This window comes from Kitasatospora sp. NPDC001683, assembly GCF_053596495.1.
Genome location: NZ_JBSFGK010000070.1, coordinates 13866 through 33982 on the forward strand (window position 1 = coordinate 13866; position 20117 = coordinate 33982).

Consider the following 20117-nt stretch of genomic DNA (forward strand, 5'->3'; position numbering starts at 1 on the left):
CCGTGACCCCCAACGCCTTCGACCCGGAGATCCTCCGGCTGCCCTTCTACACCGACGAGCACCGCGACCGCGCCCAGCGGCTGGGCCGGTGGTGCGAGGAGCGGGCCGCGCTCTGGACCGAACTGCGCACCGACGGCCCGGACAAGGCCGTGCGCCGGGCGCTGGCCGCGCTCGGCGAGGCCGGCTGGCTGGCCTTCCTGGACGACGAGGAGCCCGGCACCGACGGCGACTACCGCTCGGTCTGCCTGGCCCGCGAGGCGCTCGCCTACGCCGAGGACCTGGCCGACTTCGCCTTCGCGATCCAGGTGCTCTCGGCCACCCCGATCCTGCGGTACGGCAGTCCCGAGCAGCGGCGGCGCTACCTGCCGGGCCTCGCGGCCGGCACCCTGGCCGGCGCCTTCGCGGTCTCCGAGGAGCAGGCCGGCTCGGACGTCGCCGCGGTGGCGCTGACCGCCGAGCGGGACGGCGAGGAGTACGTGCTCAACGGCGGCAAGGCGTGGATCGCCAACGGCACGGTGGCGGACGTGGTCTGCGTGATCGCCCGGACGGGCGAGGGACCGGGGCCGCTGGGGCTGACCGCCTTCCTGGTCCCCGGTGACACCCCGGGCCTGCGGGTGCGCGAGCCGATCGACGCGATCGCGCCCCGCCCCTTCGCCCACCTGGCGTTCGAGGACTGCCGGGTGCCCGCCGACGCGGTGCTCGGGCGGCCCGGGCGCGGCTTCGTGGTGGCGATGGACCTGCTGGAGCGGGCCCGGATGACGGTGGGCGCGGCCGCGCTCGGCTTCGCCCGGCGGGCCGCCGACGCGGCCCAGGCACGGGCCCGGCAGCGCGCCGTCTACGGCGGGGTGCTGTTCGACCTGCCCACGGTCAAGTTCGACCTGGCCGCCATGGAAGTCGAGTTGAACGCGTCCGCGCTGCTGGTCGGGCGGGCCGCCTGGGAGCTCGACCGGGGCCACCGGGGGTTCGGCAAGCACTCCAGCATCGCCAAGCTGCAGGCCACCGAGGCGGCGCAGCGGATCGTCGACCGGTGCGTGCAGCTGCACGGCGCCGCCGGGCTGGTCGCCGACAGCCTGCCCGAACGCCTCTACCGGCAGATCCGGGCGCTGCGTGTCTACGAGGGCGCCTCGGAGGTTCAACAGCTGACCATCGCCGGTGCGCTGGACGCGCGCCGGGCCCGCTGACGCACCGTCAAGGAGCACGACCGTCATGCAGACCCCGACGAACCCGGTCGAGGCCGTCCGGCACCCCGACCCGTACCCGTACTACGCGCGGCTGACCGCGGAACGTCCGTTCGACTGGGACGACCGGCTGCAGGCCTGGGTGGCCGCCGACGCCGCCTCGGTCACCGCCGCGCTGTCGGCCGCCGAAATGCGGGTCCGCCCGCCGGCCGAGCCGGTGCCGACCGGGCTGCTCGGCACCGCCGCCGGCGAGGTCTTCGGCGACCTGGTCCGGATGACCGACGGCCCGGACCAGCAGCGCCTCAAGCAGGTGGTGCTGGACGCGCTCGGCGAGGCCGAGCCGGCCGAGGCGGGCAAGCTGGCCGCCGAGCGGACCCGGCAGAGCCTGGAGCGGGCCGGCGGCCCCGACTTCGAGGAGCTGATGTTCCAGGTGCCGGCCCGCGTGGTGGCCGCGCTGTGCGGCCTGGACGCCGGGCTGGAGCCGGAGGCGGCGCGACTGGTGGGGGACTTCGTGCAGTGCATCCCCGCCGGTGCCACGGCGGAGCAGCAGCGGGCGGCCGCGGAGGCCGCGGCGCGGCTGCGGGAGCTGCTCGGGCCGGGCCTGACCGGTGCCGAGCCGACCGGGCTGCTGGCTGCCCTGGTCCGGGCGGCCGGTCGGCGGGACTGGCCGCGGGTGGCGCCGTTGCTGGCGAACGCCGTGGGGTTCCTCTCGCAGACCTACGACGCGACGGCCGGTCTGATCGGCAACTCGCTGCTGGCGCTGCGCGAGCAGCCGGCCGACGACCTCGCCGCGCTGGCCCGCGAGGTGGCCCGGCACGACGCGCCGATCCAGAACACCCGCCGGTTCGCGGCCGAGCCCTGGCGGTTCGGCGCGGCGACCGTGCAGCCCGGACAGGCCGTGCTGGTGGTGCTCGCCGCCGCCAACCGCGACCCCGCGGCCAACCCCGACCCGCACGCCTTCGACCCCGGGCGCCCCGCGCCCAGCTGCTTCACCTTCGGCGCCGGCCCGCACCGCTGCCCGGGCGCCGACCTCGCGGTGGCGATCACCGCGGGTGTCCTGGACGAACTGCTGGCGCACGGCTTCGAGGCGGCCGCGCTGCCCGCCGGGCCGCGCTACCGGGCCCTGGCGAACGCGCGCATCCCGCTGCTCTGAGCAGCCCCGTCCGACTTCGGCCCATCCGCATTCGACTGGCACCGCCTTACCCCCGCACGATCACATCCAGGAAGGACGAGACCGATGGCAGAGCAGCCGCGGCTGTGGATCCGGCACGAGGTGCGCGCCACCGAGCGCCGGGCTCCGCTGGTGCCGCAGGACGCACGCCGGCTGGTGGAGCTGGGGTTCCACCTGACCGTGGAGGAGTCCCCGCAGCGGGTGTACCCGCTGGACGAGTACCTGGCCGCCGGCTGCCAGGGGGCCGAGGCCGGCTCCTGGACCGAGGCCCCCGAACCGGCGTACGTCCTCGGGCTCAAGGAGCTCCCGGACCTGCCCGACCGGCTGGTCCACCGGCACATCTTCTTCGGGCACGCCTACAAGGGCCAGCAGGGCAGTCGTGAGCTGCTCGCCAGGTTCGCCCGCGGCGGCGGCGAGCTGCTCGACCTGGAGTACCTGGTGGACGACACCGGGCGCCGGCTGGCCGCCTTCGGCTACTGGGCCGGTTACGTGGGTGCGGCGCTCGGCGTGCTGCAGGCCCGCGGCCGGCTCACCGCCCCGCTGCGCCCGCTGGCCAAGAGCGAGCTGGACCGGCAGCTGCGCGACTCGATGCGCGCCGGCGCCCCGGACGCGCTGGTGATCGGCGCGCTCGGCCGCTGCGGGCGCGGCGCGGTGGACGCGCTGGAGGTGGCCGGGCTGGCCGCCACCTGCTGGGACCAGGCGGAGACCCGCGAACTGGACCGCGCCGCACTGCTCCACCACGACCTGCTGGTCAACACGGTGCTCACGACCCGTCCGATCCCGCCGTTCCTGCGCCCCGCCGACCTCCCGGTCGCCGACCGGCGGCTGAGCCTGGTGGTCGACGTGACCTGCGACGTCACCTCCGACCTCAACGTGCTGCCGGTCTACCGCACCGTCACCGACTGGTCCGAGCCGGTGCGCCGCCTGCACCAGGACCCGCCGCTGGACCTGATCGCCATCGACAACCTGCCCTCGCTGCTGCCGGCCGAGGCCAGCCGGGCGTTCTCCGCGGAACTGGTCGCCCAACTGCGCACCCTGGCCGACCCGGCCGCGCCCTGGCGGCACTGCCGGGCCGACTTCCGGGCCGCCTGCCGCCACCACGAACTGGAGGCCGTCCATGTCTGAGCCGTCCGTGTCCGACCTCTCGACCTCGATACGCACGGTGCACTGGATCGGCACCGGGCTCTCCACCGGCCGCAGCGGTCTGGAGCTGCTGCTGGAGCACGGTGCCCGCGTGGTGCTCTGGGGCCGGACCGCGGCCAAGGCCGAACAGTGCCTCGCGGCCCGCGGCCTGGCCGGCCGGGCCGCGGCCCGCGGCTTCGACACGGCGGCCCTGGCCGCCGCGCTGGCCCCCGGCGACGTGCTGGTGTCGATGCTCCCGGCGGCCCACCACCCCGAGCTGCTGCGCCTCGCGCTGGCGCACGGTGCCCACTTCGCCTGCTCCAGCTACGTCTCGCCGGAGCTGGCCGAACTGGCGGCCACGGCCGAGCGGACCGTGGTGCTCACCGAGGCGGGCCTGGACCCGGGCATCGACCACCTGATGGCCCACCGCCTGGTCGAACTCGGCCGCACCGCCGCCGGGGAGGCCGTCAGCACCGCCGACTTCACCTCCTACTGCGGCGGACTGCCCGCCGAGCTCAACGAGTTCCGCTACCGCTTCAGCTGGGCCCCGCTCGGTGTGCTCAACGCGCTGCGCTCGCCGGCCCGCTACCTGCGCGACTGGCAGCTGCGCACCGCGCCGCGCCCCTGGCAGGCGACCACGGAGTACCCGGTGGCCGGCGAGCGGTTCGAGGTGTACCCCAACCGCGACAGCCTGCCCTTCGCCGAGCAGTACGGCTTCCCGCCGCATTGGCGCAAGCGCTCCTTCGTCCGCGGCACGCTGCGCCCGGCCGGCTGGCGGGCCGCCTGGTCCGAGGTCTTCGCCACCGTGGAGTCCGGCGACGACGGGCGGATCGCGGCACTGGCGGGCGAGTTGGCCGAGCGCCACCCGATGCGGGAGACGGACCGCGACCGCGTGGTGCTCGCCGTGGCGCTGGACCTGAGCTGGGCCGACGGCTCCTGGTCGGGGAGCTACCTGCTCGACCTGCGCGGCGACGAGCGGGAGAGCGCCATGGCCCTGCTGGTCTCGCTGCCCCTGGCGTACGGCATCACGCGGATCCTCGACGGCGCGCTGGCCCCCGGCCTGCACCGGGCCGCCGAGGGCGCCCAGGAGGCCGGACAGTGGCTGGACTTCCTGGCCGCGCGCGGCATCACCACCGAGCTGCGCACCACCGAGAACACGATGCAAGGAGCACTGCTGTGACCGACCGACGACCACCGGCCTTCGTCCTGACCGGAGCCTTCTGGGTGGTCTGCCGCAATCCGCGCTACCTGCAGGAGCTGGCCGCCCGCGGGCTGAAGATCCTGCTGATCACCCCGCGCGGCTGGCGCGAGCGCGCGCTGGCCGCCCAGGCCGACCCGACCGGGCCGGCCGCGCTGATCGACGAGATCGCCTTCGTGGACGGCGAGTTGAACCAGGACGGCTCGTTCACCGCAGGCGTGCTGGCACGGGCCGCCGACTGGCGGGCGCGCTACCGGATCGTCGGCGCCTACGCGGTGGGCGAGACCCTGGTGGAGCCCACCGGGCTGCTGGCCGACGCGCTGGGCCTGCCCGGCCCGGGCCTGCGGGCCACCCGGGTCTGCCGCTCCAAGCCGCTGCAGCGCTGGTACCTGCCGGAGTTCGCGCCGCCCGGCGCGGTGCTGCCGGCGGCCGAGCGAGCCGCCTTCGACCCGGCCTCGGTCGCGTACCCCGTGGTGCTCAAGCCCGCCGCCCGACACTCCAGTTCGGGTGTGGTGACGGTCGACGACGAGCAGGCGCTGGCCGCGCGGCTGGCCGACTACCCGGAGCACGAGACGCTGCTGGTGGAACAGAAGGTGGTCGGCCAGGAGTACTCGGTGGAGAGCCTGGTGCAGGAGGGCAAGGTGATCTTCGCCTCGGTCACCCGCAAGACCACCACCGAGTCGCACGCGGCCACCTTCGTCGAACTGTCGCACTCGGTGCCGAGCGCGCCGGAGCCGGTGGACCGGGCGCTGCTGGAGGCCAACGCCACCATGCTGGCGGCGCTCGACTTCGGCAGCGGGATCGCCCACGCCGAGTGGCGGGTGGACGCCGCCGGCCGCCCGGTGCTGATGGAGGTGGCCGCCCGCACCCCGGGCGACGGCCTGCTGGCCCTCTACCGGTTGGCCACCGGAGAGCCGCTGGAACCGGAGATCGTCCGGCTGGCGCTGGGCGAACCGGCCGGCTACCCCGAGCCGCGCCGCTGGACCCGGCAGGTCTACCTGGAGCACCGGGACGGGATCCTGGACGACGTCCGGGTGGACTGGCCCGGCGTCCGGCCGGTCTGGCTGGGCGAGGCCGGGATCTGGCCGGACCCGCCGGTCGGCGGCCCGGACGGGCCGGGGGAGCTGCGCGCGGTGCTGGTGCTCAAGGAGCGCGGCAGCCGGCTCGGCCCGCTGGAGAGCTCCGAGGACCGCGCGGTCTGCTTCCTGATCGACGCTCCGTCACCCGAGGAGCTGGACGCGCTGGAGCAGCGGGTGCGCGCGGCGGTGGCGATCGAGGTGCGCGATGTCGACTGACACCGTCCGCCCGGAGCCGGTTGCGCAGGCGCAGGCGGTGGCCGAACCGGCGCCGGCCCGGGTGACCGTCTGGGCCACCTTCCGGGACGCGCCGCTCGCGGTGAAGACCGTGCTGGCCGGCGTGCTGGTCAACCGGCTCAGCGGCTTCCTCAACGTCTTCCTGGTGCTCTTCCTCGGCTCGAAGGGCTACTCCAAATCGGAGACCGTGCTGGCGCTGGGCGTGTACGGCGGTGGCGCCGTGCTCGGCGTGCTGGTCGGCGGCTCGCTCGCGGACCGGCTGGGCGTGCGCAACGCCACCGTGGCCAGCATGAGCGCGACCGCGGTGCTCACCGCGGCCCTGCTCTACCTGCCCGGGTACGGCCTGCTGATGGCGGCGGTCGGCCTGGCCGGCCTCAGCGCGCAGGTCTTCCGGCCCGCCTCGGCCACCCTGCTCGCCGAACTCACGCCGGACGAGCGGCAGGTGATGGTCTTCGCGATGTACCGCTTCGGCCTGAACCTGGGCGCCACCGCGGCCCCGCTGGTCGGCTTCTGGCTCTACCACGCGGGCCACGACCGGTACCTGCTGCTCTTCTGGGGCGAGGCGCTGATCGCGCTGGCCTACGCGGTCCTCGCGCTGGCCACGCTGCCCGCCGCCACCCGCCGCAGTGCCACCGAGGCCGCGGCGCCGCAGGCCGGCGGCTACCGGGCCGTGCTGCGCGACCGCCGCTACCTGCGCTACCTGGCCGCCGCCTTCTGCCACGCCGTGGTCTACGTCCAGTACCTGTCCACCCTGCCGCTGTTCGTGCAGGACCGGCACCTGGCCGTCGTCTGGTACACGGTCGCGGTCTCGCTCAACGGCTTCGTGGTGATCGCCTTCGAGCTGCTGGTCACCCGGCTCGCCCAGTCCTGGCCGGCGCGGATCACCATCGGCCTGGGATTCGCCCTGGTCGGCGCCGGAGTGGCCTGCTACGCACTGCCGATCGGAGCGGCCGCGATCGTGCTGGGCACCCTGGTCTGGTCGATCGGCGAGATCATCGGCGGTCCCACGGTGTTCGCCTACCCCGGAACCGCCGGTCCGGAGCAGCTGAAGGGCCGTTACATCGGCAGCTTCCAGTTCGTGTTCGGCCTGGGCAGTGCGCTCGGCCCGATGCTCGGCGGCTGGCTGTTCATCCAGGCCGGCGTGCTGGTCTGGCCGCTGCTGGCGCTCGGTTCGCTGGCGGCCACCGTACTGGGCCTGGCCGCCGTGCGGCCCGAGCCCCGCGCGGGCTGACCCTCCCCCCAAACCGACTTCCCTGACGCCCTGTTGGGCGGGCAGTGCGCTGTGCCCGCTTCTCCACCTTCGCCGTCCGAGAACAAAGAGAGGCCCGCAACATGTCCCACACCCACCCCGCCGAGGCCCACTACACCTGCCTGGGTGTCGGCGCCGGCCCCGCCAACCTGAGCCTGGCCTCACTGCTGCACAGCGAGCCCGAGGTCAGCAACCTCTTCCTCGACCGCAAGGAGAAGTTCGGCTGGCACGACGGGCAGCAGATGCCCGGCTCCACCCTGCAGGTCTCGCTGTACAAGGACCTGGTCAGCCTGACCGACCCGACCAACCCGTACTCCTTCCTCGCCTACCTGCACGAGCACGGCCGGATCTACCACTTCCTCAACGCCCAGTTCAGCGACGTGCCCCGGCAGGAGTTCCGCAACTACCTGGACTGGGCCAGTCGCCGCAACCCGAACGTGCGGTTCGGCGAGGAGGTCCGGGCGGTCGACTTCGACGGCGCGCGGTTCGTGGTGGACACCGACCGGCGCCGGCTGACCGCGGACAACCTGGTGCTCGGGGTGGGCAACCGTCCGTGGGTGCCGCCGCAGGCCGCCGGGCTGATCGGCCCGACCCAGTTCCACGTCAGCGAGTTCCTGGACCGGGCCCAGCACCTGGGCGGCAAGCGGGTCGCGGTGATCGGCGGCGGCCAGTCCGGCGCCGAGGCCTTCCTGGACCTCATCTCGCGGTCGGGCAGCGAGCTGCCGCGCCGGGTCTCCTGGATCTCCCGCCGGCGCAACTACTTCCCGATCGACGACTCGCCCTTCACCAACGACTTCTACATGCCGGGCCACGCCGAGTACTTCTACCGGCTGGCGCCGGCGGCCCGGGAGCGGTTCAACGCCGAGCACATCCTGACCAGCGACGGGGTCTCCGAGGCCACCCTGCGCGAGATCTACCAGCGGATCTACGTCCACCGGTTCATCGAGGGCGCCGAGGACCTGGTGGCGCTGGCCCCCAACCGCGCCATGGAGACGGTGCGGGCGGCCGAGGGCGGCGGCTGGACGGTCGAGGTGCGCCACAACGACCAGCGCCAGGGCACCGAGCGGTTCGACGTCGACGTGATCGTCTGGGCCACCGGTTTCCGCCCGGCCGCCACCGACTTCCTGGCCCCGATCGCCGACCGCCTGGAGCGCGAGGGCGAGGAGCTGCGGATCGACCAGGACTACGCGGTCCGCTGGGACGGTCCGGCCGATCGGAACATCTTCGTGCAGAACGCGGCCAAGCAGCAGCGCGGCCTGGCCGACCCCAACCTCAGCCTGAACGCCTGGCGCAGCCGCCGGATCGTCGACCGGATCCGCGGGCTGCGCAGCAACGAGCCCCTGGAGTCCTTCATCGACTGGTCCGCCAAGGTCGGGGCCGACGCCGGCTGGGGGGTGTGAGCGGCGATGAACGAGGTGGACATCGCGGTCGTCGGCGGCGGCATCATCGGCTGCCTGACCGCGCGAGAACTGCTCGCCCGGCGCCCGGAGCGGACGGTGGCGCTGCTGGACCGGGACTCGGTCGGCTCCGGCGCCAGCCGCCGCTCGGCCGGCCTGCACTTCCCGCGCGGCGCGACCGGCCGGGTGCGCGGCATGGCCGCCTACAGCCAGCAGTACTACGCCGAACTGACCTCGCACCGACCGGAACTGCCGATCCACCAGGTCGGCATGGACGTGGTCGGCGCGGAGCAGACGGTGCGCCGGAGCTACCTCGCCAGTGCCCGGCCGACCCCGGCCACCGCGGGCGTCTGGCAGGTCGAGGGCGGCCAGTACGCGGACGTGGCGGGTCTGACCGGTCGGCTCGCCAGCGAGCTGCGCGGCGGCGCGGTGGTGCACGAGGGCACCGGGGTCACCGCGATCGGGCTCGGCCCCGAGCGGATCACCCTGGCGCTGAGCAGCGGCGGTGAACTGACGGCCGGTCAGGTGGTGCTGGCGCCCGGGCCGTGGATCGCGTCCCCGGCCTGGCGCGAGCTGGTCGCTCCGTTGGGGGTGCGGGTGAAGAAGGTGGTCGCGCTGCACATCGACCTGGTGCCCGCACCGACCGACCGGGTGGTCGTCTTCCAGGCGGAGGACGCCTTCCTGCTCCCGCTGCACGACCGCGGGCACTGGCTGTTCAGCTACACCTGCCAGGAGTGGGGCGTGGACCCCGACGCGCTGGGCGAGGGCCTGTCCGACCAGGACCTCGGCGACGCGCTGGCGGTGCTGCGCGCCGTGGCCCCCGAGTACGCGGCGCACTGCGCCTCCGGGCGGGTCTTCTGCGACGCCTACAGCGGCACCGGCGAGCCGATCGTCTGCCCGCTGCCCGCCGACCCGCGGGTGGTCTTCGCCGGCGCCGCCAACGGCTCCGGCTACCGGCTGGCTCCCGCGATCGCCGCGCAGGCCGCCGATCTGATCGACATTCCGTTCCTGACCAGTCCGACCAGGAGTCACGCATGATACTGAGCAGCTACGACGAGGGCGTGCTGCACGAGGCCTTCGGCATCGACATGAGCAGCATCGAGGGAATCGCGGGCAGCCAGGGCTCGGGCGCCGGCTGGGGCCGGGTGGCTCCGGGCGTCAGCTCCGAGCTGCACCGGCACGACGAGACCGAGTTCTTCGTGATCGTGGCCGGCCGCGGCGAGTTCGAGGTCGACGGGGAGCGCCACCCGGCGGTGCCGGGCACGGTGGCCCTGTTCGAGCCCTTCGAGACGCACGTGCTGCACAACACCGGCGCCGACGACCTGGTGTTCGTCACCCAGTACTGGCGCGACGCCGAGCGCGCGGTCCGGGCGGCCACCGCCCCCGCGGGCACCGGTTTCGGGGACCGGCCGGTCTTCGTCTTCTCCACTCCGCCCACCCCGAACGGGGACCTCCACCTGGGCCACCTCTCCGGCCCGTACCTGGGGGCCGACGCGTTCGTCCGGTTCCAGCGGATGAACGGCGCCCGCGCCTGGCACCTGACCGGCAGCGACGACTTCCAGAGCTACGTGGTCGGCGCGGCCGAGCGCGACGGGAACACCCCGGCCGTGACCGCCGCGCACTTCAGCGCGGAGATCGCGGCCACCCTGGAGCTGATGGACATCCCGCTGGACCAGTACACGGTGACCAACGCGGACGCCGAGTACCCGGACGGGCTCCGGGAGTTCTTCACCCGGTTGGTCGACTCCGGCGCGGTCGCCCCGAAGGCCGCGCCGGCCCTGTTCGACGGTGAGACCGGCGCCTATCTCTACGAGGTGGACGTCAAGGGCACCTGCCCGACCTGCGCCGCCGGGACCAGCGGCAACATCTGTGAGGAGTGCGGCGAGCCCAACCTGGTGGTCGACCTGGTCGCGCCGCGCTCGGCCCGCTCGCAGGCAGCGCCGCGGACCGGCACCGCGACCCGCTTCTCGCTGCCGCTGCACGAGTTCGAGGACGAGATCGCCGCGCACCACCGACTGGGCCGGGTCCCGGTCCGGCTGCGCGACCTCGCCCGGCGGCTGTTCGCCCGCCCGGAGCTGGACATCCCGGTCAGCCACCCGGCCGACTGGGGCGTGCGCCCGGCCGAGGAGGCCGGCGCCGACCAGGTGATCTGGGTCTGGCCGGAGATGTCCTACGGCTTCCTGCACGGCATCCAGGCGCTCGGCCGCCGGCTGGACCAGGACTGGCGGGCCGCCGAGCCCGGCGCGGACTGGAAGATCGTCCACTTCTTCGGCTACGACAACAGCTTCTACCACGGCGTGCTCTACCCGGCGCTGTACCGGGCAGCGTTCCCCGACTGGACGCCTGACATCGACTACCACGTCAACGAGTTCTACCTGCTGGAGGGCGCCAAGTTCTCCACCAGCCGGCGGCACGCGATCTGGGGCAAGGAGATCCTCAACGCCGACACGGTCGACGCGGTGCGGTTCTTCCTCAGCCTGACCCGGCCCGAGGGCCGGCGCACCGACTTCCGCCGCGAGGAGTACCAGCGGGTGCTGACCGAGACCCTGGTCGGCACCTGGGAGCACTGGCTGACCGACCTGGGCGCCCGGGTCCGCAAGGAGTACGACGGCGCGGCGCCGGACGCCGGCAACTGGACCCCGGAGCAGACCGCGTTCCTGGCCCGGCTCGGCGCCCGGCTGACCGCGGTGACCGGGGCGCTCGGCCAGGCCGGGTTCTCGCTCAACCAGGCCGCCGCCGAACTGGACGGCATCGTGCGTGACACGGTCCGGTTCGCCGAGCTGGAGAGCCTGACGGCGGACGACGCCCGCTGGCGGGCCGAGGCCCGCACGGCGGTGGCGCTGGAGCTGGCGGCCGCGAAGCTGCTGGCCCGGGTGGCGGCACCGGTGATGCCGCGCTTCGCCGCCAGGCTGTCGGCCGCGCTGGGCCTGTCGGAGCCGGCGCACTGGCCGACCTCGGTCGAGCTGCTGGCGCCGGGCACCGAGGTCACCCTGGCGGACGCGGTGTTCTTCGCCGCCGCGGCCGCCCCGGCCGCCCCGGCCGCCCCGGCCGCCCCGGCCGCCGACCAGCCCGAGCACCTGAGCCTGCTCACCGACCTGGTCACCGAGGCGCTCCAGCTGGCCGAACGGCCGGCCGCCGACGCCACCCTGATCGACCTGGGCATCAGCTCGCTGCAGGCGGTCCAGCTGCAGTACCAGCTGCTCACCGCGCTGGACGTGGACGTGCTGGTGGACGAGCTGCTCGGCGAGCACGACCTGACCGCACTGGCCGGGCTGATCGGCGAGCGGGCGGACACGGCGCTCGTGGAGGCGGCGGCATGAACGCCGAACTCGTCGAACTGGTCCAGGACATCGAGGAGCGGGGCCTGTCCGTCTCGGTGACCGGCGGGGACCTGCGCCTGCAGGGCATGCGCGACCGGATGGACCCGGAACTGGTCGGCCGCATCAAGCGGTTGAAGGCCGAGCTGATCCAGCACCTGAGCGCGGCCACCCCGCACGAGAGCGGCAGCTTCCCGCTCACCCCGCTGCAGCACGCCTACCTGCTGGGCCGCGGCGGCGTGTTCGAGATCTCCACCGCCAGTCACGTCTACCACGAGATCGAGGGGCACTGGGACGTCGGCCGGCTGGAGGCGGCGCTGAACGCGGTGATCCGCCGGCACGACGCGCTGCGGGCCCGGTTCACCGAGGACGGCCGCCAGGTGGTGGAGGCCTCGGTCGCCCCGGTGCTGATCGAGCGGCTCGACCTGCGCGGGCAGAGCCCCGAGCAGCAGCTGCGGACCCGGGCCGCGCTGCGCGAGGAGCGCTCGCACCGGGTGCTGCCCGCCGACCGCGCGCCGCTGCTGGCGGTCGAGGTGACCGAGCTCTCCGACCGGGCGATGGTGCTGCACGTCAGCCACGACGGCCTGGTGATGGACGGGATCAGCTCCTTCCTGTTCTTCCGCGAGTGGTGGCGGGCCTACCAGGGCGAGTTGGCCGCCGAGGGCGCCGAACTGCCGCTGGAGGACTACGTCTCGGCGCTGGCGGCGGCGGCGGTCAAGGCGCCCGCGGCCCGCTCCCGGGCCTACTGGTCGGGCCGGCTGGACCAGTTGGCGGCCCACCCCGACCTGCCGGTGGCGGCGAGCCCGGCCGCGATCACCCGGCCGCGGTTCGTCCAGCGCCAGGTGCGGCTGGACGCCGCGCAGTGGGCCGCGTTCAAGCGCCGGGCCGCGGGAGCGGGGCTCACCCCGTCCGGCGCGCTGCTGGCCGCCTACGGTGAGGTGCTCTCCCGCTGGGGCGCCGGCGAGCGGTTCACCGTGACCACCACGGTGGCCAACCGCCCGCCGGTGCACCACCGGATCGCCGAGGCCGTCGGCCAGTTCTCCGACACCCTGCTGGTGGAGATCGAGGTCGACCGCAGCAAGCCGTTCGCGGCCCGGGCCCAGGCGCTCCAGCGGCGGCTGCGCACCGACCTGGACCACCGGCACCAGTCCGGCATCGAGGTGCTGCGCGAGCTGGGCCGGCGGCGCGGCAGCGCCGAGGCGCGGATGCCGTTCACCTTCAACAGCGCGATCGGCTACACCGAGGAGGTGGACGGCTCGGCGTTCGAACTGTTCGGCCCGGAGGTGTTCAGCGTCAGCCAGACCCCACAGATCTGGCTGAACGCCTTCGCGATGGAGCAGCACCAGGGCCTGGTGATCCAGCTCGACGGGCTGGACGAGCTCTTCCCGGCCGGCCTGCTGGAGGCCCTGACCCAGGGCTACCAGTCCCTGCTGGAGCAGCTGCTGGAGGATCGGAGCTGGGCCCGCACCGGCTTCGACCTGCTCCCCGGCGACCAGCTGCGGCGCCGGCGGGCGGCCAACGACACCGCCGTGGAGCTGCCCGAGGTGCTGCTCCAGGACGCCTTCACCGAGCGGGCGACCAGTTGCCCGGACAACCCCGCCCTGATCACCTCCCAGCTCCGGATGAGCTACGGCGAACTGCACCGCCGTGCGGCGCTGACCGCCGCCTGGCTGCGCTCGCACGGAGTCGGGCGCAACGAGCTGGTGGGCCTGGTGATGCGGCGCGGGCCGGAGCAGATCATCGGCATCCTGGCCACGGTGCTGGCCGGGGCCGCCTACCTGCCGGTGGACGCGGCACTGCCCGAGGAGCGCCGCCGGTACATGCTGGCCGACGGCGAGGTCCGCTGCGTGCTGACCAACGTGGACGACGCCGACCGGGACGGCCGCGCCGTCCTGCGGCTGGACGCCACCGACCCGGCGCCGACGGGTGCGCCGGTGCCGCTCGAACCGCTGGCCGGTGCCGACCCGGACGACCTGGCCTACGTGCTCTACACCTCCGGCACCACCGGCGCGCCCAAGGGCGTGATGGTCACCCACCGCAACGTGGCCAACGTGGTGGCCGACTGCTACACCCGGTTCGGCATCCACCAGGACGACCGGTTCTTCGCGATCAGCGCCTTCAACTTCGACCTGTCGGTCTGGGACGTGTTCGGCGCGCTGACCGCGGGCGCCGCGCTGGTGATGCCGGACGCCGACCGGGCGGTCGACCCCGCGCACTGGCTGCGGATGTGCGAGTCGGGCGGGGTGACGGTGTGGAACTCGGTGCCCGCCATCGTCGGCCTGATGCACGACCAGGCGCTGGCCGAGGGCACGGCGCCGCCGGCCCTGCGGCTGGTGATGATGAGCGGGGACCGGCTGCCGCCGGCGCTGCCGGCGGCGCTGCGCCGACTGGTGCCGGGCCTGGAGGTGGTCTCGCTCGGCGGACCGACCGAGACCACGGTCTGGAACATCCTGCACCCGGTCGAGGAGTGGGAGGACGGCTCCGAGTCCATCCCCTACGGCCGTCCGAACACCAACAACCGCGCCTACGTGCTGGACGCGGACGGCCAGGACGCACCGGACTGGGTGACCGGCGAGATCTGCGGCGCCGGCACCGGGGTGGCCAAGGGGTACTGGCGCAACGAGGAGCGCACCGCCGAGAAGTTCGGCTACGACGAGCGGCTGGGCGAGCGGCTCTACCGGACCGGTGACCTGGGCCGCTACCTGCCCAGCGGCGAGATCCAGATCCTGGGCCGCAGCGACTTCCAGATCAAGGTCAACGGCTACCGGATCGAGGCCGGCGAGGTGGAGACCAGGCTGGCCGCGCTGCCGGCGGTGCGGCAGGCCGTGGTGGTCCGCCAGGAGGGCAGCCGCGGCGACCGGCTGGTGGCCCACCTGGTGCCCGCCGCCGCCGACCGGCCCGACGTCCTGACGATCCGGCACGAACTGCGGGAGGCGCTGCCCGAGTACATGGTCCCGGCCGCCGTGGTGTGGCACGAGGAGCTGCCGCTGACCCGCAACGGCAAGGTGGACCGGGGCGAGCTGATCCGCCGGGCGCCGGTGGCCGAGCCGGCCGAGCAGGCGGCCGCGCCGATGGCCGACGACGGCGAGGCCGGGCCGACCGAGGCCGAACTGACCCGCATCTGGGCGCAGATCCTGCACCGGCCGGCGGTCGGGCCGCACGACAACCTCTACGCACTGGGCGGCGACTCGATCAGCGCCGCGCGGATCCTCACCGCGGTGCGCAAGCGGTTCGGCGTGGGCATCCAACTCGGCCAGCTGGCAGCGCTGGAGACGGTGCGACTGATGGCCGCACACGTGGACGCGGCCATGGCGGCGAAGGAGGCGCAGCGGTGATCGTCAACCGGATCACGGCGAACCCGCCGACCGGCGGGCGGATCTCGTTCGCCAGGCTGGACGGCACCGAGACCCTGGAGCTGGTCGAACTGCACCGCCGGGCCGGGCGGTTGGCGAGCTCGCTGGCCGAGCTGGGGATCGGTCCGGGCGACCGTATCGGGATCCTGGCGGCCAACAGCCCGCAGTGGGTGCTGCTGGACCTGGCGGCGCTCTGGCTGGGCGCCGAGACGGCCGGCTTCGAGCCCGGCAAGTTCGAGCCCGACCAGCAGCTGATCAGCCGGTACGGACTGCGGCTGCTGTTCACCGACCGCCCGGCCGACGCCGCCGACGCGCTGCCGCTGGCCGAGGTGGACCGGCTGGTGGAGAAGGCCGACTCGGCACCCGAACCGGTGGTCTGGGAGCCCGACCGGGTGACCACCGTCAAGTTCACCTCCGGCAGCACCGGCGAGCCCAAGGGCCTGGGCGCCACGGCCGCTTCGATCGACAGCTCGCTGCGCGCGGTCCAGGACATGTTCCACCACCGGGCGGGCGACGACCTGTTCGTCTTCCTGCCGCTGTCGCTGCTGCAGCAGCGGTACTGGATCTACTCCGCGCTGCGGCACGGCCACGACGTGACCGTCTCCACCTACGAGGCCGCCTTCGCCACCCTGCGGCGGGCCCGGCCGACCGTGGTGATGGGCGTGCCGGCCTTCTTCGAGACCGCCCGGCGGCACATCGAGGCCCGGGCGGCCCGCTCGGGAAAGCCGGTCGGCGAGCAGGCCGCGCAGCTCTTCGGCGACCGGATCCGCTACCTGTGGACCGGCTCCGCCCCGGCGGCCCCCGCGACGCTGCGCTTCTTCAACGAGGCCGGACTGCCGATCTTCGAGGGCTACGGCCTGAACGAGACCTGCATCGTTGCCAAGAACCACCCCGGCGCCTCCCGCGAGGGCAGCGTGGGCCGGGTGGTGCCCGGCAAGGAGGTGCTGCTGGACGCCGACGGCGTGATCAGCGTGCGCAGCGACCACCCCGTCAACGACCACTACGCCTACGCCGCCCCCGGCGACAGCGAGAAGGTCTTCCGGCCCGGCGGCATCGTCCGCACCGGCGACCTCGGCCTGATCGACGAGGACGGCTACCTCTACATCCTCGGCCGCGCGGACGACGTGATCGTGCTGGAGAACGGCAAGAAGATCGTGGTCCGGCCGATCGAGGAGCGGCTGACCTCCGGGCCCGCCATCACCGAGGCGGTGCTGTTCTGCCCGCGGCAGACCGAGCTGGTCGCCGTGGTCCGCCCCGCGCACTACCCGCCCGACGAGGCCGCGATCGCCGACGCGCTCGCCGACGCCAACGCGGCGCTCGGCAAGGACGAGCGGATCGCCCGGGCGATCGTCGCCCGCGAGCCGTTCACCGTCGAGAACGGCCTGCTCACCTCGCAGTTCAAACCCCGGCGCCCGCAGATCCGGGCCGCCTACGCAGCTGACCTCGCCAACCCCCAGGAGGGTATCCATGCACGCTGAGACCGAGACCGCGGCCCGGGAGAACCTGGTGCTGGTGCTGACCAGTCCGGTCGAGCCGGAGGAGATCGACCCGGACGCCGACCTGGCCGGCCGCTACGGCCTGACCTCGCTCAACAAGGTGCTCTTCCTCACCTCGCTGTGCGACGAGACCGGCACCGAGCTGTCCCGCTTCACCGAGCACGACCTGGCCCGGATGACCACGCTGCGCGAGGTCGTCGAGGCCGTCGCCCCGTCGACCGTCGAGGCGGTGTGACCATGGGAACCTGGGCCGTTGACGCACCGGTGGTGCTGGAGAACGAGTTCGTGCGGCTGAGCCCGCTGACCGCCGCCGATCGGGACGGGCTGCGCGCGATCGCGCTGGCGCCGGACATCTGGCGGTACTTCGTGACCCGGATCGAGACCCCGGAGGACTACGAGGCCTTCTTCGACGCCACCCTGGCGGACCACCAGGCGTGCCGGCGGGCGGTGTTCGTGATCACCGACAAGCGGACCGGCCGGGTGGCCGGGTCGATGAGCTTCGGCAACATGGCCGAGGCGGACGGGCGCCTGGAGATCGGCTGGTCCTGGCTGGGCCTGGACTTCCAGGGCCGGGGGGTCAACCGCTGGGCCAAGTACCTGCTGCTGCAGCACGCCTTCGAGTCCATGGGCGCCCTGCGGGTGGAGTTCAAGACCGACGAGCTGAACAAGCAGGCCCGGCGCGGACTGCTGAACATCGGCGCCCGCGAGGAGGGCACGCTGCGCAGCTTCAACCCGATGCCGGACGGCCGGCGGCGCAACGCCGTCTTCTACAGCGTGCTGCGCGGGGAATGGCCCGAGGTGCGCGAGCAGTTGGCCCGCGGCCCGCGGGTGGTCCGACAGGAGGGGGCATGACCGGGCGGCTGCTGTTGACGGGCACCGCGTTCGAGCGGGGGGCGCAGCACGGGCAGGCGCTGGCCGGTGAGTTGCGCGCCTTCCTGGACGACGGGCTGGCCCGGCTCAACCACCTGACGGCCACCCCGCTGACCCTGGACGGGCTGCGGCCGCGGATCGACGCCTACCGGGCGGCGGTCGCGGCCGCCGCCCCGGACCTGGCCGCCGAGGTCGAGGGCCTGGCCGCCGGGGCCGGGCTGAGCCCCGCCGAGGCCTGGCTGCTCCAGCTGCGGCGGGAGATCATGGGCTACCAGAAGGTGCCGACGGCCGGCGACTGCACCACCTACGCACGGGCCGGCGGTCGGTACACCGGGCACCCGGTGCTGGCCCAGACCGTGGACCTGAACGGCAACCTGGACGACGCGATCAGCGTGCTGGACGTGGCGCCGGCCGGGTCCGCCCGGCGCTCGCTGGTGCTCTCCTTCGCCGGACTGCTCGGGTACCTCGGGCTGAACAGCGACGGGCTGGCGATCGGGCTCAACCTGGTGCTCGGCGGGGACTGGCGGCCCGGGCTGCCCCCGTACCTGGCGATCCGTCACCTGCTGGACGCGGCGGGCAGCGTGACGCAGGCGCTGGAGCTGCTGCGCGGGATGCGGCTGGCCAGCTCCCGCTCGCTGACCCTGTGCGACCGGGAGCGGGCCGTCTGCGTCGAGGTCCTGGGTGACGAGCTGCGGGTGCGGGAGGGGCACGAGACCGCGCACACCAACCACTTCCTGGACCCGGACCTGGCGCGCGGCGACGAGCTGAACGTGTTCGCCCGCAACTCCTCGGTGCGCCGCCTCAAGGAGGCCCGGGCCGGGCTCTCCGAGCTCGACCCGGCGGCCGGGCCGGAGGAGCACTTCGCACTGCTGTCCAGGCCGCCGATCTGCGTGCCCGACGAGGGCGACATCCGGCGCGAGCGCACGGTCGCCGCCGTGGTGCTGCTGCCCGAGCGCGGGGAACTGCACCTGCGGCCCGGCGACCCCTCCCGATCGGCCACGCAGGTCTTCGGCCTGCGTCCGACGTGACGGCCCCGGGCGCCGGGGTGGAGGCCTGGCTGGCCGACCTGGCGGCCGACGCGGAGCCCCTGTCGCCGGCGCACTACGCGGTGGACCTGACCGAGGAGGAGCGCCGCCGGGCGGCCGGCTACCTGAACGGCGAGGACGCCCGGCTCTTCCTGCGGTCCCGACTGGCCGTCAGGCGGCTGCTGGCCACGCGGCTGGGGGAGGCCCCGGGAGCGGTGCGGCTGGCGCGGACCAGGGGCGGCAAGCCCTACCTGCCGGACCATCCGGAGCTGAAGGTGAGCTGGTCGCGCTCGGAGGACCTGCTGCTGCTCGGCATCTCGGACCAAGGGGCGCTGGGGGTGGACCTGGAGCGGATCCGGCTCATCCCGTCCGCCACCCAGGTGCTCGCCTCGCTCTACCCGGCCCTGCCCCCGCAGGCCGACGGGGCCGGACCGGAGTTCTTCTTCTCCGCCTGGACCCTGCTGGAGGCCGCCGTGAAGGCCACCGGTCGGGGGCTGGCCGAGGGGGTGGGGGACGTGACGCTCTCCTTCCCCGCGCGCGGCGGCGCCACCCTGTTGGGGATCGCCCGGACCGGGGGCGAGCCGTGGGCGGCGAGCACGGCGCTGCTGGAGGCGCCGGCGAGGACGGACGCCCCGCTGATGGCCTCATTCGTGACGCGGGGTCAGCTGGGGCGGATCTGGCTGCGGCGGTGGCCGCCGGAGGGGAGCGCCGGAGATGGCTGAGTCGGCGGTGCTGCACGCGGTGGCCCCACTGCTGACGGTGCAGCGGTTGCGCGAGCGCCTGGCCCCGGTGGCCGGCGACCCGCGGTTCACGGTCGCCGTGCGGGACGGCTGGGACGGGCCCCAGGCGTGGGTCGGCTGTCCGGCCGGCCCGGGAGCCGCGGGGGAGGTGGAGCGGGTGCTGCGCCTTCCCGGTGGCGGTGCTGCCGGGGCGGTGCCTGTGGCGGGCGAGGTGCCCACGGCCGGGGCGCGGGCGGTCACGGTGACCGGGCCGTTCCCGGCCGCGGCGGGGCTCGCGGTCGAGGACGCGGCCGGGCTCGCCCTGGCCGGCTGGCAGGAACTGCTGCGGCGCCGTCCGGAGCGGGACCGGAGCCGCTACTCCTTCGCCCTGCACGCGGAGCCGGTGCTCCCCGACGGGTGGCTGCTCCAGTCCTGGGTCAACCCCGCGCTCGGTCCGGTGCAGTTCACGGTCCGGTCCGGGCCGCGGCTGGCGGTCAGCTCGCCGGGCCGGCTCGGGCGCGAGGAGCTGACCGTGTTGCTCGCGGAGTGGACCCTGCTGGTGGCCCGGGCCGGTGCGCCCGGTTAGCCCGGCCCTCGGTGGCGGGGGCGAGGTCGTCCCGACGGCCTGCGCCCCCTCCCCGGCCCGCCCGGCAGGCCCGGCTGCCGGCCGGCACGGCGGTGTCGGTGCCGAGGGCGGGCACGGCCCATC

Annotated in this window: 16 protein-coding genes; all 16 read left to right on the forward strand. The window is 74.3% G+C overall.

Features of this window, described 5'->3' with window-relative positions:
* Positions 1-2: 2 nt before the first annotated feature.
* The 16 genes from ACWCYO_RS29760 (at position 3) to ACWCYO_RS29835 (ending at position 19994) form a co-directional block, all read left to right on the forward strand.
* On the forward strand, positions 3-1181 hold the full coding sequence (locus tag ACWCYO_RS29760; protein ID WP_270142687.1) for an acyl-CoA dehydrogenase family protein: 1179 nt from the start codon (positions 3-5) through the stop codon (positions 1179-1181).
* Between the two features lie 25 nt (positions 1182-1206).
* Complete coding sequence (locus ACWCYO_RS29765) at positions 1207-2331, forward strand: cytochrome P450 (protein WP_449785917.1); 1125 nt, start codon at positions 1207-1209, stop codon at positions 2329-2331.
* A gap of 84 nt (positions 2332-2415) precedes the next feature.
* Entirely contained in the window at positions 2416-3474 is a 1059-nt protein-coding gene (locus ACWCYO_RS29770) for a saccharopine dehydrogenase (RefSeq protein ID WP_270142683.1), read from the forward strand.
* On the forward strand, positions 3467-4651 hold the full coding sequence (locus tag ACWCYO_RS29775; RefSeq protein ID WP_449785918.1) for a saccharopine dehydrogenase C-terminal domain-containing protein: 1185 nt from the start codon (positions 3467-3469) through the stop codon (positions 4649-4651). Before ACWCYO_RS29770 ends, ACWCYO_RS29775 begins: the two co-directional genes overlap by 8 nt.
* The gene (locus ACWCYO_RS29780) at positions 4648-5964 is read left to right on the forward strand and encodes an ATP-grasp domain-containing protein (protein WP_270142679.1); all 1317 of its coding nucleotides are present in this window, start codon (positions 4648-4650) and stop codon (positions 5962-5964) included. Before ACWCYO_RS29775 ends, ACWCYO_RS29780 begins: the two co-directional genes overlap by 4 nt.
* Positions 5954-7213, forward strand: coding sequence for an MFS transporter (locus ACWCYO_RS29785; RefSeq protein WP_449785919.1), 1260 nt, complete (start codon positions 5954-5956; stop codon positions 7211-7213). Before ACWCYO_RS29780 ends, ACWCYO_RS29785 begins: the two co-directional genes overlap by 11 nt.
* 101 nt (positions 7214-7314) lie before the next feature.
* Positions 7315-8631: a lysine N(6)-hydroxylase/L-ornithine N(5)-oxygenase family protein gene (locus tag ACWCYO_RS29790; protein WP_270142675.1), complete on the forward strand. Its 1317-nt coding sequence runs from the start codon at positions 7315-7317 to the stop codon at positions 8629-8631.
* Positions 8632-8637: 6 nt separating this feature from the next.
* Entirely contained in the window at positions 8638-9666 is a 1029-nt protein-coding gene (locus tag ACWCYO_RS29795; RefSeq protein WP_449785920.1) for an NAD(P)/FAD-dependent oxidoreductase, read from the forward strand.
* Complete coding sequence (locus tag ACWCYO_RS29800) at positions 9663-11948, forward strand: class I tRNA ligase family protein (RefSeq protein ID WP_449785921.1); 2286 nt, start codon at positions 9663-9665, stop codon at positions 11946-11948. The genes ACWCYO_RS29795 and ACWCYO_RS29800 overlap by 4 nt, the downstream gene beginning before the upstream one ends.
* Entirely contained in the window at positions 11945-15280 is a 3336-nt protein-coding gene (locus ACWCYO_RS29805; RefSeq protein ID WP_449785922.1) for an amino acid adenylation domain-containing protein, read from the forward strand. The genes ACWCYO_RS29800 and ACWCYO_RS29805 overlap by 4 nt, the downstream gene beginning before the upstream one ends.
* Positions 15277-16776 carry an AMP-binding protein gene (locus tag ACWCYO_RS29810; protein ID WP_270142669.1) on the forward strand — a complete coding sequence of 500 codons (1500 nt, stop codon included), beginning with the start codon at positions 15277-15279 and terminating at the stop codon, positions 16774-16776. The genes ACWCYO_RS29805 and ACWCYO_RS29810 overlap by 4 nt, the downstream gene beginning before the upstream one ends.
* On the forward strand, positions 16766-17029 hold the full coding sequence (locus ACWCYO_RS29815) for an acyl carrier protein (protein WP_270142667.1): 264 nt from the start codon (positions 16766-16768) through the stop codon (positions 17027-17029). Before ACWCYO_RS29810 ends, ACWCYO_RS29815 begins: the two co-directional genes overlap by 11 nt.
* Positions 17030-17031: 2 nt before the next feature.
* Complete coding sequence (locus ACWCYO_RS29820; protein WP_449785923.1) at positions 17032-17646, forward strand: GNAT family N-acetyltransferase; 615 nt, start codon at positions 17032-17034, stop codon at positions 17644-17646.
* On the forward strand, positions 17643-18692 hold the full coding sequence (locus ACWCYO_RS29825) for a C45 family autoproteolytic acyltransferase/hydolase (protein WP_449785924.1): 1050 nt from the start codon (positions 17643-17645) through the stop codon (positions 18690-18692). Before ACWCYO_RS29820 ends, ACWCYO_RS29825 begins: the two co-directional genes overlap by 4 nt.
* Positions 18689-19411, forward strand: a complete 723-nt coding sequence (locus ACWCYO_RS29830; protein ID WP_270142662.1) for a 4'-phosphopantetheinyl transferase family protein — start codon at positions 18689-18691, stop codon at positions 19409-19411. Before ACWCYO_RS29825 ends, ACWCYO_RS29830 begins: the two co-directional genes overlap by 4 nt.
* Positions 19404-19994: a hypothetical protein gene (locus tag ACWCYO_RS29835; RefSeq protein ID WP_449785925.1), complete on the forward strand. Its 591-nt coding sequence runs from the start codon at positions 19404-19406 to the stop codon at positions 19992-19994. Before ACWCYO_RS29830 ends, ACWCYO_RS29835 begins: the two co-directional genes overlap by 8 nt.
* The last annotated feature ends 123 nt before the right edge of the window (positions 19995-20117 follow it).